The following is a 15,403-nucleotide window of genomic DNA, read 5'->3' as shown; positions in this document are numbered from 1 at the left end:
CCCCCTGAGTCAGGGGGCGATTCGCATCGCAGATGCGAATGGGGGTGTGGAAGCGCAACGGCGGGGCCCATGGTTTGCGCAGCAAACTTTGGGAGATATCCGGGCGCAGCCGGATATCGTTCCCCCTGAGTCAGGGGGCGATTCGCGCCGCAGGTGCGGATGGGGGAATGGCAGCGCAACGGCGGGGCCCATGGTTTGCGCAGCAAACTTTGGGGATTCCCGGGCACAGCCCGGGGATCGCGGCTTGCGCCGCTCCTACGGGCTCCTGGATGGCCAAGGTGGCTCCGAGGGGAAGGGTGCCTCATCCCCGGCCCTGCGCGGCACAGCCGCTCCGGGCGCTCGGAAGCCTGCAAGGCAATGCCTTGAGGGGAGGTCTCCTCGTTCCGGCCCTCGGCCACGGGCCTCGGGCGCTCGTCGGCTTACAAGGCAGTGCCTTGTAAGCAAGCCTCCTCGCCCCCAGCTACAATCGCAGTGCCAGAGGGGGCGCGCGGCGCCCTTTTCTATTTTTGGGGGCCTGGCGCACGCGCTGGCCCGTTCCACAGGAGCCCCGACCCGTCGGGATTCCCACACCCACAACCGGTTCTGTCAATGCTCAACAGCCTGCTTACCCGTGTCTTCGGCAGTCGCAACGATCGCCTGCTGCGCCAACTGCAACGCTCCGTCGTCAAGATCAATGCGCTGGAGCCGGAGATGGAGAAGCTCTCGGACGCCGAGCTGCAGGCCAAGACGCCGGAGTTCCAGCAACGCATCCGCGACGGCGAATCGCTCGACAAGATCCTGCCCGAGGCCTTTGCGGTCTGCCGCGAGGCCTCGCGTCGTGTCCTGGGCATGCGCCACTACGATGTGCAGTTGATCGGCGGCATGGTCCTGCACCTGGGCAAGATCGCCGAGATGCGCACCGGCGAGGGCAAGACCCTGGTCGCGACCCTGCCGGTCTACCTCAACGCGCTGGAAGCCAAGGGCGTGCACGTGGTCACCGTCAACGACTACCTGGCCCGGCGCGACTCGGCCTGGATGGGGCGGTTGTACAACTGGCTGGGCCTGAGCGTGGGCGTGGTCTACCCGGGCATGCCGCATGGCGACAAGCACGAGGCTTACGCCGCCGACATCACCTACGGCACCAACAACGAGTTCGGCTTCGACTATCTGCGCGACAACATGGCGCTGTCGAAGGAGGACCGCTTCCAGCGCGAGCTGAACTTCGCGATCGTCGATGAGGTCGACTCGATCCTGATCGACGAGGCGCGCACCCCGCTGATCATTTCCGGCCCCGCCGACGAGTCGCCGGAGCTGTACATCAAGGTCAACCGCATCGTCCCGAACCTGGTCCGCCAGCAGTCCGAGGACGCGATCGGCGACTTCTGGGTCGACGAGAAGAGCAAGCAGGTGTACCTGTCCGAAGCCGGTCAGGAGCACGCCGAGCAGTTGCTGCGCAAGGCCGGCATCCTGCAGGACGAGGACGCCCTGTACGCGGGCCACAACCTGTCCGTCGTCCACCATCTCAACGCCGCGCTGCGCGCGCACGCGATCTACCAGCGCGATGTCGACTACATCGTCCGCGACGGCGAGGTCATCATCGTCGACGAATTCACCGGCCGCACCCTGGCCGGGCGCCGCTGGTCCGACGGCCTGCACCAGGCGGTCGAGGCCAAGGAGGGGGTGCCGGTCCAGCGCGAGAACCAGACGCTGGCGAGCATCACCTTCCAGAACCTGTTCCGCATGTACAACAAGCTGGCCGGCATGACCGGTACCGCGGACACCGAGGCCTACGAGTTCCAGAACATCTACGGACTGGAAGTGGTGGTGATCCCGACCAACAAGCCGATCCAGCGCAAGGATCACCCGGATGCGGTGTTCCTGAACCGCAATGGCAAGTACCGGGCGGTGTTGAACGAGATCAAGGAAGCCAACGCCAATGGTCAGCCGGTGCTGGTCGGCACCACCTCGATCGAGGTGTCCGAGCTGCTCAGCAGCCAGCTGCGCGAGGCCGGGATCCATCACGAGGTGCTCAACGCCAAGCAGCACGAGCGCGAGGCGCACATCGTTGCCCAGGCCGGCCAGCCGGGCGCGATCACCATCGCCACCAACATGGCCGGCCGCGGTACCGATATCGTCCTCGGCGGCTCGCTGGAGGCCGAGATCGAGGCCGCCGAGGCCGAGGCCGGCGCGCCGCTGGACGAGGTGACCCGCGCCCGCATGAAGTCCGAATGGCAGCAGCGCCACGACGCGGTCAAGGCGGCCGGCGGCCTGCACATCATCGGCACCGAGCGCCATGAGAGCCGCCGCATCGACAACCAGCTGCGCGGTCGTGCCGGCCGCCAGGGCGATCCGGGCTCGTCGCGCTTCTACCTGTCGCTGGAAGACAACCTGATGCGCATCTTCGCCGCCGACTGGGTGCAGAAGGTGATGGCGCGGATGGGTCTGAAGGAGGACGACATCATCGAGAGCGCGCTGGTGACCAAGCAGATCGCCAACGCGCAGCGCAAGGTCGAGGCCCACAACTTCGACATCCGCAAGAACCTGCTCGACTTCGACGACGTCAACAACGACCAGCGCAAGGTCATCTACGGGCAGCGCGACGAGCTGCTGGTCGCCGACAGCGTGCAGGAGAACATCGACGGCATCCGCTACGACGTGGTCGCCGACCTGGTCGCGCGCCACGTGCCGGCCGACTCGGTCGACGAACAGTGGGATCTGCCGGGCCTGGAGGCCGCGCTGGAGAGCGAACTGGGCGTGCCGGTCGCGCTGACCGAACTGGTCGCCAACAGCCAGTCGCTGGACGCCGAGGGCATCGAGGAGCACGTACTGAAGGCGGTCGATGCGCACTTCTCCGCGCGCGAGGCGCAGCTCGGCATTGAGACCATGCGCCAGCTGGAGAAGCACATCATGCTCAACGTGCTCGACCAGAACTGGAAGGAGCACCTGGCGCGGATGGATTACCTGCGACAGGGCATCCACCTGCGCGGCTACGCCCAGAAGCAGCCCAAGCAGGAGTACAAGAAGGAAGCCTTCGAGCTGTTCAGCGAGATGCTGGACAAGGTCAAGCGCGAGGTCGTCACCCTGTTGTCGCGGGTGCGTATCCGCACCGAGGAAGAGATCGCGACGATGGAGGCGCAGGAGCGTGCCGCCGCCGAGGCCAAGGCGCGGCAGATGCAGTTCCAGCATGCGGACTCGGGCGGTTACGGCGCCGACGAGGAGGCCGCCGCCACGGCGGCCCCGGGGCAAGGTTTCCAGCAGGCCGCGAGGGCGATGCCCAAGGTCGGTCGCAACGATCCATGTCCCTGCGGCAGCGGCAAGAAATACAAGCACTGCCATGGGCAGCTCGACTGACGTCGCGCCCCCCAGGCCGCCCCGCCTTACCCATGGTGGTGGCGCGGCGGCGAGGGGCGCTGGACGCGTTGCGGGCCGCGGAGGCGTCCCGTCGGACAAGAGGATCCAGGGACGGCCATGAAGGCCTCACGCATCGTGGAAGTGGTCGCGGGGGTGATCCGCGACGCTCGTGGCCGGGTCCTGTTGACCCGCCGGACCGAGGGGCGCGATCTGGCCGGCTCGTGGGAGTTTCCGGGCGGCAAGCGCGAGCCCGGAGAATCCCCTGAGGCGGCGCTGGTCCGTGAGCTCGATGAGGAGCTCGGCATCCGGGTCCGTCCCGGGGCGCCGTTGATCAAGGTTCCGCAGCGCTACCCGCACAAACGCTTGTGCCTGGACGTTCGCCATGTCGACGACTGGGACGGCACGCCGCGCGCGCGCGAGCAGCAGGCCATGGCGTGGGTGCCGATGGACAAGCTGGCCCGCTACACCATGCCCCCGGCGGACCTGCCGGTGGTGGCGGCGTTGCGGCAGCCGGGGCTCTATCTGGTATCGCCGGCGCCCGGAGACGACGACGCGCGATGGCTGGCCGGGCTCGACGCGGCGCTGGCGGGCGGTGTCCGCCGGGTGCAACTGCGCGCGCCGGGCGTCGATGCGGAGCGTTGGCAGCGCCTGGCCGCCGCCGCGATCCGTCGCTGCCGCAAGGCCAAGGCGGAAGTCCTGATCAATGACGATCCCGCGCTGGCCGAGGCGCTGGGCGTCGGAGTGCACCTGAAGGCCGCGACGCTGGGTACGAGCAAGCGCCGCCCGTTGCCGGCAGGGCGGATGGTGGCCGCTTCCTGCCACGGACTCGACGAGCTCAGGCATGCGCAGGCGGTAGGCTGCGATTTCGTGGTCCTGGGATCGATCAGGTCGACGCCGAGCCATCCTGGCGTTGCCGGGATGGGCTGGTCCGGCTTCGCCGCGCTGCGCGAACATGTGTCGATGCCGATATACGCGATTGGCGGCCTCGGCCCCGGGGATCTGGCCGAGGCACGCGAGCACGGCGCCCAGGGCGTGGCGGCGATCCGCGCGCTGTGGCCGGGCGGGTAGGGCGTTCGCAGGCGCGGGGCAAGCCGGGATGGGGCAGCCGCCCTCGCGGCTCACGCGGCTCCTGCGGGACATCGCCTCGATGGGGCACGGGGATCGCAAGGCCAGCCACTCCGACAAGCTAGCCAAGCGCCGAGCACAGCCAGAGGCTCGGTGTGAGCCGCGCCGCGATGGAAAGGCTTCATCGCGGCTTACGCCGCTCCTACGGCTGTGTTTGCGCCTCTATGCGGCGGCCAGGGCGCGGTAACGGCGGTCCAGGGCCGCCACGTGCGCGTCGAGCGCCTCGATCGGGCCATCGTTGACGATCACGTCGTCGGCCAGCGCCAGCCGCTGCCGACGGTCGGCCTGGGCCGCGATCATGCGTTCGGCCAGGTCCGCATCGATCCCGTCGCGTGCCATCAGGCGTCGGCGCTGGGTTTCGATGGAGGTATCGACGACCAGGATCCGGTCCAGCCACGGATAGGCGTTGCGGCCCCCGCCCTCGGCCAGCAGCGGGATTGCGGCGATTGCGTACTCGCCTGTCGCCGCCTGGCATTCGGCCATCAGTTGCCTGCGCACGCGCGGATGGACGATCGCTTCCAGGCGGGAACGGGCGTCGACGTCGGCGAATACCCGGGCGCGCATCGCCGCGCGATCCAGGTGCCCGTCGGCGGTCAGGATCCGACTGCCGAACGCCGCGACGACCTCGGCCAGTCCCTCCGAGCCGGCGGCAACCGCGTCGCGCGCGGCGAGATCGGCGTCCGCGACGACGATGCCCAAGGCCTGGAACCGGGCCGTGACCGCGCTCTTGCCCGAGGCGACGCCGCCGGTGATGCCGATGATGAATTCGCTCATGGCGGCATTATGTCGCAGCCGATGGGGCGAGATGCGCCACATGCCTCAAGGCCCTGGGGGCATGAAACGTAGCCGGGTCGCCCCCGCGGGACGTCAACCCAGTCCGGAGTATTCGAGGTAGGCGGAGATCAGGCGGTCGCCCCAGAAGAACACGATCCAGCCCGCAATCGCGAGGTAGGGGCCGAACGGGATCGGCGTGGCCTTGTCGCGGCCCTTCACGGCAAGCCAGATCGAGCCGATGATCGCGCCGACCAGCGACGACAGCATGATCGTCGGCAGCACGCCCTTCAGGCCGACCCAGGCGCCGATCGCGGCGAGCAGCTTGAAATCGCCGTGTCCCATGCCTTCCTTGCCGGTCAGTTGCTTGAACACCCACCAGACCGACCACAGGCTCAGATAGCCGGCGACGGCGCCGAGCAGGGCCGGTTTGACCGGAAAGTACAGGTTGTCGGCGCTGGCGATCAGTCCCAGCCACATCAGCGGCAGGGTCAGTTGGTCGGGCAGCAACTGGGTGCGGAAGTCGATGCCCGAGCCGGCGATCAGGAAGCAGGAGAACAACGCCGCGCCGAAGCCCTGCCAGCCGAAGCCGAACTGCCAGACACTGACCAGCACCAGCAGCATGGTCAGCAGCTCCACCAGCGGGTACTGGATCGAGATCGGCGTCTTGCAGTTGCGGCAGCGCCCGCGCAGGGCCAGCCAGCTGAACACCGGGATGTTCTCGTACCAGCTCAGCTGGTGCTTGCAGTGCGGGCAGTGCGAGCGCTCGACCACGATCCCCGGAGGAGGCGGGTCGTAGTTGTCGGTGTCCTCGAGAATCTCATGGGCGTCCCGCCGCCACTCCCACTCCAGCCGCTTGGGCAGGCGCAGGATCACCACGTTCAGGAAGCTGCCGACCAGCAGTCCGAGGCCGGCCACCAGCGGATAGCCGATGGCCGGGTTCTGGTCCAGATACGCCATGTGTCAGATCGTCGCCGCCAGTTTGAAGATCGGCAGGTACATGCCCACGACCATGCTGCCGACGATCACGCCGAGGATGATCATGATCAGCGGTTCGAGCAGACTCGACAGCGCGTCGACCGCGTTGTTGACCTCTTCCTCGTAGAACTCGGCGACCTTGTACAGCATGGTGTCCAGCGCGCCGGCCTCCTCGCCGATCGCCGCCATCTGGATCACCATGTGCGGGAACAGGTTGGTCTGTTTCATCGCCATGTTGACCTGGTAGCCGACCGCGACATCGTCGCGGATGCTGAGCACGGCCTTCTCGTAGACCACGTTGCCGGTCGCGCCGGCAACGGTGTCCAGCGCCTCGACCAGCGGCACGCCGGCCTGGAAGGTCACCGCCAGGGTGCGGGCGAAGCGGGCGATCGCCGAGTTGTGCAGGATCTGGCCGACGATCGGCAGCTTCAGCGACATCCGGTCGAGGAAGTGCGCGAAGGCGGGAATCCGCTTCTTGGCCATCACGAAGGCCACGCCACTGCCGACCACTATCAACAGGACAGCCCACCAGTAGGCGATCATGAAGTCGCTGGCGGCGAGGATCATCAGGGTGAAGGCCGGCAGCTCGGCGCCGAAGCTGGCGAAGGTCTTCTCGAACTGCGGCACCACGAACACCAGCAGGATCGCGCTGACCAGGATCGCCACCGCGATGACCGTGGCCGGGTAATACAGCGCCTTCTTGATCTTGCCCTTCAGGCTTTCGATGTTTTCCTTGTAGCTGGCGATGGTGTCGAGCACCGTCTCCAGCACGCCGGCGGCCTCGCCGGCGCGGACCAGGTTGCGATACAGCTCGTCGAACTGTACCGGGTGCTTGCACAACGCCTCGTACAGCGACAGGCCGCTTTCCAGGTCGGCCCGGATCGTGTTGACCAGGGTCTTCATCTTCGGATTCTTCTGGCCGCCGGCAATGATCTCTAGCGCGGTCACGATCGGCACGCCGGACTTCATCATCGTCGCCAGCTGGCGGCTCATGATGGCGATGTCGCGCGGGGTGATCGGTTTTGAGCCGGCACCGGCGAACAGCGGCTTGCCCCTGGCCTTGACCACCCTCGGGGTGATGCCCTGGCGGCGCAGTTCGGCGCGCAGCATGTTCGCGCTCTTGGCGGGCTGCTCGCCCTTCATGACCTTGCCGCGCTTGTCGGTGCCCTCCCAGACGAACATCTCCATCGGGTTGGCCCGGCGGACGGCGGGTTGCGGCTTGGCTGCGGTACGGGTAGCGGACATGAAGAGCCCCCAGTGAATACATGATTAGCAATGGCGACGCGCCAGAACGGCCGCGTCATCCCCTGGCCTGACCGCGACGCTCCCCCGTCCCGGCGACCGGCCACCCGGACTTCAGGCCCGGATTGCCGTCCTCAAGCATATCCTGACCTTGCGCGTCAGGACAGCGGCTGCGGTCACACCCTAAATCCTCCCTGCGTCGGCCACGGTACCGTCTGGCGTCGGATCCAGCGCGGGAAGCGTGCCGTCGGGATGGGCGAGGCTCCATTTCCGGATGGTACCGCCGACCGGATGTGGTGTGGATGCGCGGGTCAATCCTTGGTAACGCGGTTGATCTCGGCCAGGCTGGTGACCCCGTTCCTGACCTTGAGCAGGGCCGACTGGCGCAGGTCGTTGATGCCGGCCTTCTGCGCCGCCTCGGCGATCTGCAGCGCGTTGCCGCCGGCCAGCACGATCTCCTGGATCTCCTCGCTCATCGGCATCACCTGGTAGATGCCGGTACGGCCCTTGTAGCCCTCGGTGCAGTCGGGGCAGCCGACCGCGTCGTACAGGGTCAGCCCGGCGTCGATCTCCTCCTGGGTGAAGCCCTCGGCCAGCAATGCGTGCTCGGGCAACTCGACCTTACGCTTGCAGTCGTGCAGGCGCCGGGCCAGGCGCTGGGCGATTACCAGGGTCACCGACGAGGTGATGTTGAACGGCGCCACGCCCATGTTCATCAGGCGGGCGATGGTCTGCGGTGCGTCGTTGGTGTGCAGGGTCGACAACACCATGTGACCGGTCTGGGCGGCCTTGATGCCGATCTCGGCGGTCTCCAGGTCGCGGATCTCGCCGACCATGATCACGTCCGGATCCTGGCGCAGGAAGCTGCGCAGCGCGGCGGCGAAGGTCATGCCGCGCTTGATGTTCATCTGCACCTGGTTGATGCCCGGCACGCGGATTTCGACCGGGTCCTCGACGGTGGAGATGTTGCGGGTGTCGTCGTTGAGGATGTTCAGTGCGGTGTACAGGGACACCGTCTTGCCCGAGCCGGTCGGGCCGGTGACCAGGACCATGCCGTACGGTTTCTGGATCGCCTCCAGGTACAGCTGCTTCTGGTCGTCCTCGTAGCCGAGCTTGTCGATGCCCAGCTTGGCCGCGCTGCCGTCGAGGATACGCAGCACGATCTTCTCGCCGAACAGGGTCGGCAGGGTGCTGACGCGGAAGTCGATCTGCCGGCTCTTGGACAGGTTCAGCTTGATGCGGCCGTCCTGCGGCACCCGCTTCTCGGCGATGTCGAGCTGGGACATCACCTTCAGGCGCGCGGCGATGCGGGCCTGAAGCTTGACCGGGACCTTGGCGATCTGCTTGAGCAGGCCGTCGATGCGCAGGCGGACCCGGTACTCGGTCTCGTAGGGCTCGAAGTGGATATCCGAGGCGCCGCGGCGGATCGCGTCGACCAGCACCTTGTTGACGAACTTCACGACCGGGGTGTCGTCGCCCTTGGCGTCGACACCGGAGTCGGTGCCGGCATCGTCCTCGCCGCTGCCGACCTCCAGGTTCTCCAGGCCCTCGTCGTCGCCGCCCTCCATGACGTCGGCGCTGTCCAGCCAGCGATCAAGGTTGCGCTTGATCGACTCCTCGTCGATCAGGATCGCGTCCACCACCAGGTTGCTCTGGAACTTGATCTCGTCCAGCGCATGGATGTTGGTCGGGTCGGCGATGCCGACGAACAGGCGGTTGCCGCGCTTGAACAGCGGCAGCACGTTGTGCTTGCGGATCAGCTCCTCGCTGACCAGCTTGACCGCCGACTGGGCCGGGTCGAGCGCGCCGGGGTCGAACAGCGGCATGCCGAACTCGATCGAATTGGCGGCGGCCAGCGCCGGCTGGGAGACCAGCCGCTTCTCGGCGAGGAAGGCCGCCAGCGGCTTCTTCTCGGCGGTGGCCGATTCCATCGCCTCGCGGGCACTCGCTTCGTCGAGGGCCCCGTCCAGGACCAGGCGGCGGGCGATGCCGGTGATGCCGATGAGATTGGCGGTCGTGACGGTGTTCATGGATCCCCCAAAGCCGTTCCGGATCGACTTTACCGCAAAGCCCGGGCCCGGCGGGAGTCATCGGTCATGATTCGACACAGCGCCTCTTTTTCCGTCGTCGATTCAGGTTAAATTGACGGGTCTGGGGAGGAATCATGCGTATTTCAGTCGTATTGCCGGCCAAGAACGAGTCCGAGGGATTGGTGCGGACATTGCCGGCGTTGAAGCAGGTCTTGCCGGAGGCCGAGATCATCGTGGTCGACGACGGCTCCACCGACGACACCGCCGCGGTCGCCCGGGACGCCGGGGCGCGGGTGTTGTCGTCGCCGTATTCGATGGGGAATGGCGCGGCGATCAAGCGCGGTGCCCGTGCCGCCGGTGGGGAGGTGATCGTGTTCATGGACGCCGACGGTCAGCACGACCCGGCCCATATCCCGCTGTTGCTGGAGCGGATCCGGGCCGGCTACGACATGGCCGTGGGCGCCCGCGACGGCAGCGGCCAGGCCAACCTGCATCGCGGCCTGGCCAACCGCCTGTACAACACCCTGGCCAGCTGGATGACCGGACACCGGATCCTTGACCTGACCTCGGGCTTCCGGGCGGTCCGCGCCGAGCGCTTCCGCGAGTTCCTGCACCTGCTGCCGAACGGCTTCAGCTACCCGACCACCAGCACGATGGCCTTCTTCCGCAGCGCCTATCCGGTCGCCTACGTGCCGATCGACGTTGCCAGGCGGGTCGGTACCAACAGCCATATCCGTCCGCTGCGCGATGGCATCCGATTCTTGTTGATCATCTTCAAGATCGCCACCCTGTATTCGCCATTGAAGCTTTTCGCTCCGACCTCGGCCGGTTTCGCTGCGTTGGGGCTGGGTCACTATGCGTGGACGTTCTGGCACTACGGCCGCTTTACCAACATGAGTGCCCTGTTGTGGAGCGCGGCGGTGATCGTGTTCCTGATCGGGTTGATATCCGAACAGATCACCTCTCTGACCTATGTCCGCGAACGTGACTGAGCGCTCCGATACCATGCACGATCCAGATCGGGAGTTCACCGGAAAATACGAAGAGGCCGGGCGGATCGGTGGCATGCTCCTGGATCGCTTCTATTCGGCGGTGCATCGTCTGTTGGTGCCCCACCTGCGAGAGCGGAGCGCTCTGCTCGAAGTTGGCTGTGGCGCGGGTTATTCCTCGCAGCGGTTGTTGCGATGGTTGCCGGAGTCGGCGTCCTTCCTGGGGTCGGATGTCGGTGAGACCCTGCTGGAAAAGGCCGCGGCGAGAAATCCGGGAGCGAAGTTCGCGCGCCAATCAGTCTACGAGCTGGCGCTTCCGGACAAGAGTGTGGACGTGGTGGTGATGCTCGAGGTGCTTGAGCATCTGGAGTTTCCGGAGAGGGCCCTGGTAGAGCTGCAGCGGGTCAGTCGTGAAGCCGTGATTCTGTCCACCCCCCGCGAGCCGCTTTGGCGATTCCTGAACTTCTGTCGGGGCAAGTACGTTCGCGATCTCGGCAATACGCCGGGCCATATCCAGCACTGGTCCAGCCGGGGCTTGTGCAGACAGGTCCAGGCTCACTTTGAAGTGTGCGACGTGGCGCGGCCGATTCCATGGACCGTTCTGTCACTCAAGCCGCGTCAGTGAGCGAAGCGCGAACCAAGCTGCTGCGCGCGCTCAAGGCGCTCTATGTCATTGCCGTCGTCGTTGCCATGGCATGGGGTCTGGCGCGCATGGATGTGCTGGGTGATGGTCGGCTGCTTGGGATTCTGCTGCGGCCTCAGTCCTTCGGGTTCGTAATCGCCTGGTGCGGCATGGTCATTTTGCTGGGCGCACTGTGGCGCTTGTGGCTAGATTGGCGCTACGCCGTAAGGCTCCCCGCATCTGAATGGATGCCCGCGCAGGTTCTTGCATGGGCTGGTCGTTATCTGCCGGGGAAGTTTGGCCTGCTCCTCGGCAAGCTAGTGATTGCCCGCAGAGAGCACTTGAGCTGGCGAGAAGTGGGGGCGTCCGTTCTTGTCGAACAATTGGCCTATGTCAGCTCCGGCATTGTCGTAGGTATTGCACTGCTGCCCGAGGCAGCAGTGGGCAGCTTGACCTCATTGCCGCCACTGATCGCCTCTCACTGGGACATGCTGCGTATCCTGCTCGTTGCAGTGGTGGCTGCTGCCTTTCCTGTGTCGGTGCGCGTGATCGATCATATGCATCGCCCCGCAGGGAGCAAGGTGAAGCCAGCCGCGGGTCTGATCAGCACGTTGGGGCTGCTTGCTCTTTATGTGTTGCCCCATGCTCTGATTGGATCCGCTTTCTGGCTCATACTCCGCGAAATTTCGGATCTGCCTGTTCCAATAGGGCAGGCTGTGGCCGTCCTGGCGTTGGCTCATGTCGCCGGAATTCTGGCTTTGTTCGCGCCAGCTGGCATTGGCGTGCGTGAAGCCGTGATAGCTGGCGGTCTTGCCGGCTTGATTTCATTTCCTCAGGCGCTGTTGCTAGCGGTAGCGTTGAGGTTGCTGACGCTTCTTGGTGATGGGGGACTGCTATTGCTGGCCCTGGCTTCGCGGGGCAGGCGGAATGAAGCCGGGTAAGGCGGTCGCCGAATGTCGCTAGGACGCGGGTGCTTCTTCTTTTAAGCTTGTCATCTCATCGATCTTCTGCTGTAAACGCAGAATCTCGCGCTGGCCGCCGATTTCGTAACCGCCCACGCGATCGGCGACCTGCGAAAGAACTCTTGAAGCTTTTTCCTTCTTGCCATTGTGTATGTATACCTGGGTAAGCAAAGCTCCGACTGCGGCGTCGGCACCGGGTTGCCACGCGAGTTCTGCCTGAGCCTCGGCGTCACTCCAGCGATTGGCCCGCATGTACTGTTGCGCGGCGGCCGTCCTCATCAGCCACTTGGGCTTCGAGGCGGCGGACTGGGCTTGCGTGTGATCAAGAATCTTCACGATGGTGTCGCCCACTTGTGAAGCGTCGATCGCTTTGTCGCAGCGTCCTTCTGCCACCGCCTTGGCAAGCGGTCCAAATGCCTGGACTTCGGAAAGAGATACCTTGTCGAGCCGCTCCTCCGTCGCAGATTCCAGGTCGTCCGGCGAACCGCCGCGGCCTGACAGACACTCTACGGTGATGCTATGGATATGCCCAAGAAGCCTGTGGCGCGGATTGTCGCTTGATGTCAGGTTTCGCGTGAGAGTCATTGCGGTTGCGTAGTCGCTGTTCTTGATGGCTATGCCAGTGTTCTCAAGTATTGCTCTCAGGGAGGTTGGCCGGTTCTCCAGTGCGTGACGGGCGATGCTTTCCTGACTTCGCCATATCAGAACTTGATCTCTTGTTATCAAACCCAGGCACAGTGTGATCAGAACGGCAACAGATGCTGTCAGGACACGGGCCAAGCGCGCGTCGAGTCGGATCTTGCTGGACGTTGCCAGAGACGCAAGTCCAAGCAGTGCCACGATGAGTCCGAAGCCGGGCAGATAGTTGCGGTGCTCGAAGTACAGCTCAAGTGGCAGGAACGTCGACTCGACTCCGTGACCCACGAGGAACAGGAACCATCCGGCAAAAAGGCTTGGGGCGCGCCGGCGAAGGACCAGGGCAAATATGCTTACGCCGAACAGGCCGAGGATTGCCAGCAGCGTTGAAGGGGGCGAGATCAAGCTCGTTGAGGTGGCGAAGTCGTCCACAAATACCCCCATGGCTCCGCCGCGGGGCCATAGCAGCAGGCCGATGTACTCAAAAAGCGCTCTGGGTTGGCTGAGCAGTCGCTCGGTCAGGGTGAAGTCGCGTGTATCGTAGAGTCCAATCAGGCGCTCAGGGGAGAGGAGCAGGGCTGTGAGCGCCAATACGCAAGGCAGTGCGAGGAACAGGCCGAAGAAGCCTTTCACCTGCTTTGTGTCAAGTGGGTTGCGAAAGTAGGCCAGCTCTATGACCAGGCATAGGGCAGGAGCAACCGCAGCATTCTCTTTGCTGAAAACGCCGAGCAGCAGTAGCGCAGGAAATGCAGCAAACAGGTAAACAGCGGCTTTGCGGTTGTGGCCTTGCTCCAGGTATGTCCGGCCGGAAACGTAGACCCAGAGCGAGACCAGGACGAACAGGGTGCTCAGCTGCGCCATGCGCTGTACGGCGTACAGCACGGTGCTGACATTGATTGGATGCAGCAGCCAGACTATCGAGACGCCTGCGCCGAGCAGTTCGGCATGCGCTGCAAGCCGTGTGTCCCGGGCCAGTATTCGGCGGGCGACCTGCCAGATCAGCAGTCCGCAGACAAGGTGGATAATCAGGTTTCCGAACTTGAACGGGAAAGGGTGCATCCCGCCAGTGGCGACGGTGATCCAGAAGCTTGCCATGGACACCGGGCGGCCCAGGACTCCCGAGCTGTTTCCAAAGATGATCTCGGCGATGCTTGCCCGTCCATCCAGCCAGAGCTGGATGGGGTCAAGGTTGAATGGGTCGTCAAGTATGAAGGGGCCGGACAAGCCAGGCCAATACAGGAATGCAGTGCCAATGAGCGCTACGTAGATCAGTATTCGGGCGTGTTGTTGGGATGTCACGTGGAAGCTCATGGGTGGCGATCAAAACAAACCCCGGCGAACCGGGGTTGGTGAGTGCGGTGTCCGCGAAGCCTAGCTGATTCAACGACAGGCTGATGGAACCTGTGCTGCCGGAACGTTGTTGACTTCGATGCATTGCCAGGAAATGCGACCCGCGTCGTTTGTTGGAATCAGCTGGAACTGGGCCATGGTGTCGGCGCCGGTGTTCTGGGTGGTGGCGGTGATCGTGCCGGTATTGTCGATCGTGATGGTCGCGCAGTAGCTGCTGGAGATGAAACTGTAGCCGATGTCGCTGGCGGTCCAGCCGCTGACTGTGTGCGACACCTCGCCGACGCCGAGCTTGGCGGCGGCGGCGATGTTCAGGCATTCGGTGTTCTTGGTGCGGACCGAGTAGTCCTGGTAGGCGGGTAGGGCGATGGCGATCAGGATGCCCAGGATGGCGATCACGATCATCAACTCGATCAATGTGAACCCCTGTGTGCGGTGTTTCATGACGTCCCCCCTGATGATGGCGCTACGCGGGGCGTGGCGCGCGGATTCCAAGAAAATACGGACGCAATGAACGTGCCAACCTTGAACGATCAATCCATCTATTCTGGGTTGCGTGTCACAAAAAGAAACCCCGGCGCAAGGCCGGGGTCTCCGTGAACAACCGAAGTTGTAATTCGGTTATTAGCGGCACTCGTTCGGGATCTGGGCGGGGTTGTCGCCGCCGGTGTGGGCGCAGTCCCATTCGATGCGGCCGGCCGCGGTGGCGGGGGTCAGCGTGAACGAGGCGACGGTGGTGGCGCCGGTGTTGCTGGTAACTGCGGTGATCGCACCGGCGGCGCCGACGTCGACGCTTGCGCAGTAGCTGCTTGCCTGGAAGCTGTAGCCCGCCGCGGTGTTGTCGGTCGGGAAGGCGCGGTCCGACTGGTAGGTGTCGGCCACGGCCAGCTTGGCGGCGGCGGCGACGTTCAGGCACTCGGTGTTCTTGGTGCGGACCGAGTAGTCCTGGTAGGCCGGCAGAGCGATGGCGATCAGGATGCCGAGGATCGCGATCACGATCATCAGCTCGATCAGGGTAAAGCCTTGCTGCTTCTTCATTGGTGTTTCCCCTAGGAGTTGGTTGAACTTCACGTGCCTGCCGGCCCGGATCCCCGGTCCATCGGCTTGCCGTGCTTGCTGCACGTGCAGGGAGATATACGCACATCCCGTGCCAAGCGGCCAGACTTGCCTGGATGAAGGCTAAATCCCGTCACCATCACCCTGTTTTTGTGATTTGTTTCACTTTTTGAGTGACGTTATTTGTCATGCATTGGAGGAAATGTGACAAATATTGTCAGCTTGAGGTGAGCTGAGGTGACGGAGGACAGCCCCGGTCGCTCTGTCTGCCGACCCGGAACCGGGTTTCCCAACTTCCTCTCTCCTGCTGCGCAG

The 15,403-nt window shown here is 64.7% G+C and carries 12 protein-coding genes; 5 read left to right on the top strand and 7 right to left on the bottom strand.

Going from position 1 to position 15,403, the window contains the following annotated elements:
• Positions 1–588: 588 nt before the first annotated feature.
• Both secA and FKV24_RS11045 read left to right on the top strand, forming a co-directional pair.
• A complete protein-coding gene (gene secA, locus FKV24_RS11050; protein WP_141482424.1) occupies positions 589–3,330 on the top strand; it encodes a preprotein translocase subunit SecA in 2,742 nt (913 codons plus the stop codon).
• 117 nt (positions 3,331–3,447) lie between these two features.
• Positions 3,448–4,398 carry a Nudix family hydrolase gene (locus FKV24_RS11045; protein WP_141482423.1) on the top strand — a complete coding sequence of 317 codons (951 nt, stop codon included), beginning with the start codon at positions 3,448–3,450 and terminating at the stop codon, positions 4,396–4,398.
• A 219-nt stretch (positions 4,399–4,617) separates the two neighbouring features.
• Here FKV24_RS11045 and coaE read toward each other — a convergent pair whose 3' ends face one another.
• From coaE to pilB, 4 genes are all read right to left on the bottom strand, one after another.
• Positions 4,618–5,229, bottom strand: coding sequence for a dephospho-CoA kinase (gene coaE, locus FKV24_RS11040; protein ID WP_141482422.1), 612 nt, complete (start codon positions 5,227–5,229; stop codon positions 4,618–4,620).
• A gap of 93 nt (positions 5,230–5,322) precedes the next feature.
• The gene (locus FKV24_RS11035; RefSeq protein WP_141482421.1) at positions 5,323–6,186 is read right to left on the bottom strand and encodes a prepilin peptidase; all 864 of its coding nucleotides are present in this window, start codon (positions 6,184–6,186) and stop codon (positions 5,323–5,325) included.
• A gap of 3 nt (positions 6,187–6,189) precedes the next feature.
• Positions 6,190–7,449, bottom strand: a complete 1,260-nt coding sequence (locus FKV24_RS11030) for a type II secretion system F family protein (protein WP_141482420.1) — start codon at positions 7,447–7,449, stop codon at positions 6,190–6,192.
• 308 nt (positions 7,450–7,757) lie between these two features.
• Entirely contained in the window at positions 7,758–9,476 is a 1,719-nt protein-coding gene (gene pilB, locus FKV24_RS11025; RefSeq protein WP_111265667.1) for a type IV-A pilus assembly ATPase PilB, read from the bottom strand.
• A gap of 134 nt (positions 9,477–9,610) precedes the next feature.
• On the opposite strand from pilB, the gene FKV24_RS11020 reads away from it, so the two are divergent.
• Genes FKV24_RS11020 through FKV24_RS11010 form a run of 3 tightly spaced genes read left to right on the top strand, consistent with a single transcriptional unit; the run spans position 9,611 to position 12,028 of the window.
• Complete coding sequence (locus FKV24_RS11020) at positions 9,611–10,468, top strand: glycosyltransferase family 2 protein (protein WP_425481622.1); 858 nt, start codon at positions 9,611–9,613, stop codon at positions 10,466–10,468.
• Complete coding sequence (locus tag FKV24_RS11015) at positions 10,461–11,090, top strand: methyltransferase domain-containing protein (protein WP_170288281.1); 630 nt, start codon at positions 10,461–10,463, stop codon at positions 11,088–11,090. Before FKV24_RS11020 ends, FKV24_RS11015 begins: the two co-directional genes overlap by 8 nt.
• On the top strand, positions 11,087–12,028 hold the full coding sequence (locus tag FKV24_RS11010) for a lysylphosphatidylglycerol synthase domain-containing protein (RefSeq protein ID WP_141482417.1): 942 nt from the start codon (positions 11,087–11,089) through the stop codon (positions 12,026–12,028). The genes FKV24_RS11015 and FKV24_RS11010 overlap by 4 nt, the downstream gene beginning before the upstream one ends.
• Positions 12,029–12,046: 18 nt before the next feature.
• Here FKV24_RS11010 and FKV24_RS11005 read toward each other — a convergent pair whose 3' ends face one another.
• The 3 genes from FKV24_RS11005 to FKV24_RS20055 form a co-directional block, all read right to left on the bottom strand.
• Positions 12,047–13,996 carry a hypothetical protein gene (locus tag FKV24_RS11005; RefSeq protein WP_141482416.1) on the bottom strand — a complete coding sequence of 650 codons (1,950 nt, stop codon included), beginning with the start codon at positions 13,994–13,996 and terminating at the stop codon, positions 12,047–12,049.
• Between the two features lie 69 nt (positions 13,997–14,065).
• A complete protein-coding gene (locus FKV24_RS11000) occupies positions 14,066–14,476 on the bottom strand; it encodes a prepilin-type N-terminal cleavage/methylation domain-containing protein (RefSeq protein WP_111265671.1) in 411 nt (136 codons plus the stop codon).
• A gap of 180 nt (positions 14,477–14,656) precedes the next feature.
• Positions 14,657–15,070, bottom strand: a complete 414-nt coding sequence (locus FKV24_RS20055) for a pilin (RefSeq protein WP_141482414.1) — start codon at positions 15,068–15,070, stop codon at positions 14,657–14,659.
• Between the last annotated feature and the right edge of the window lie 333 nt (positions 15,071–15,403).

This window comes from Marilutibacter maris, assembly GCF_006546735.2.
GTDB lineage: Bacteria > Pseudomonadota > Gammaproteobacteria > Xanthomonadales > Xanthomonadaceae > Marilutibacter > Marilutibacter maris.
The sequence above is the reverse complement of the archived record's forward strand: the minus strand, read 5'-3'. Positions and strand labels throughout refer to the sequence as shown.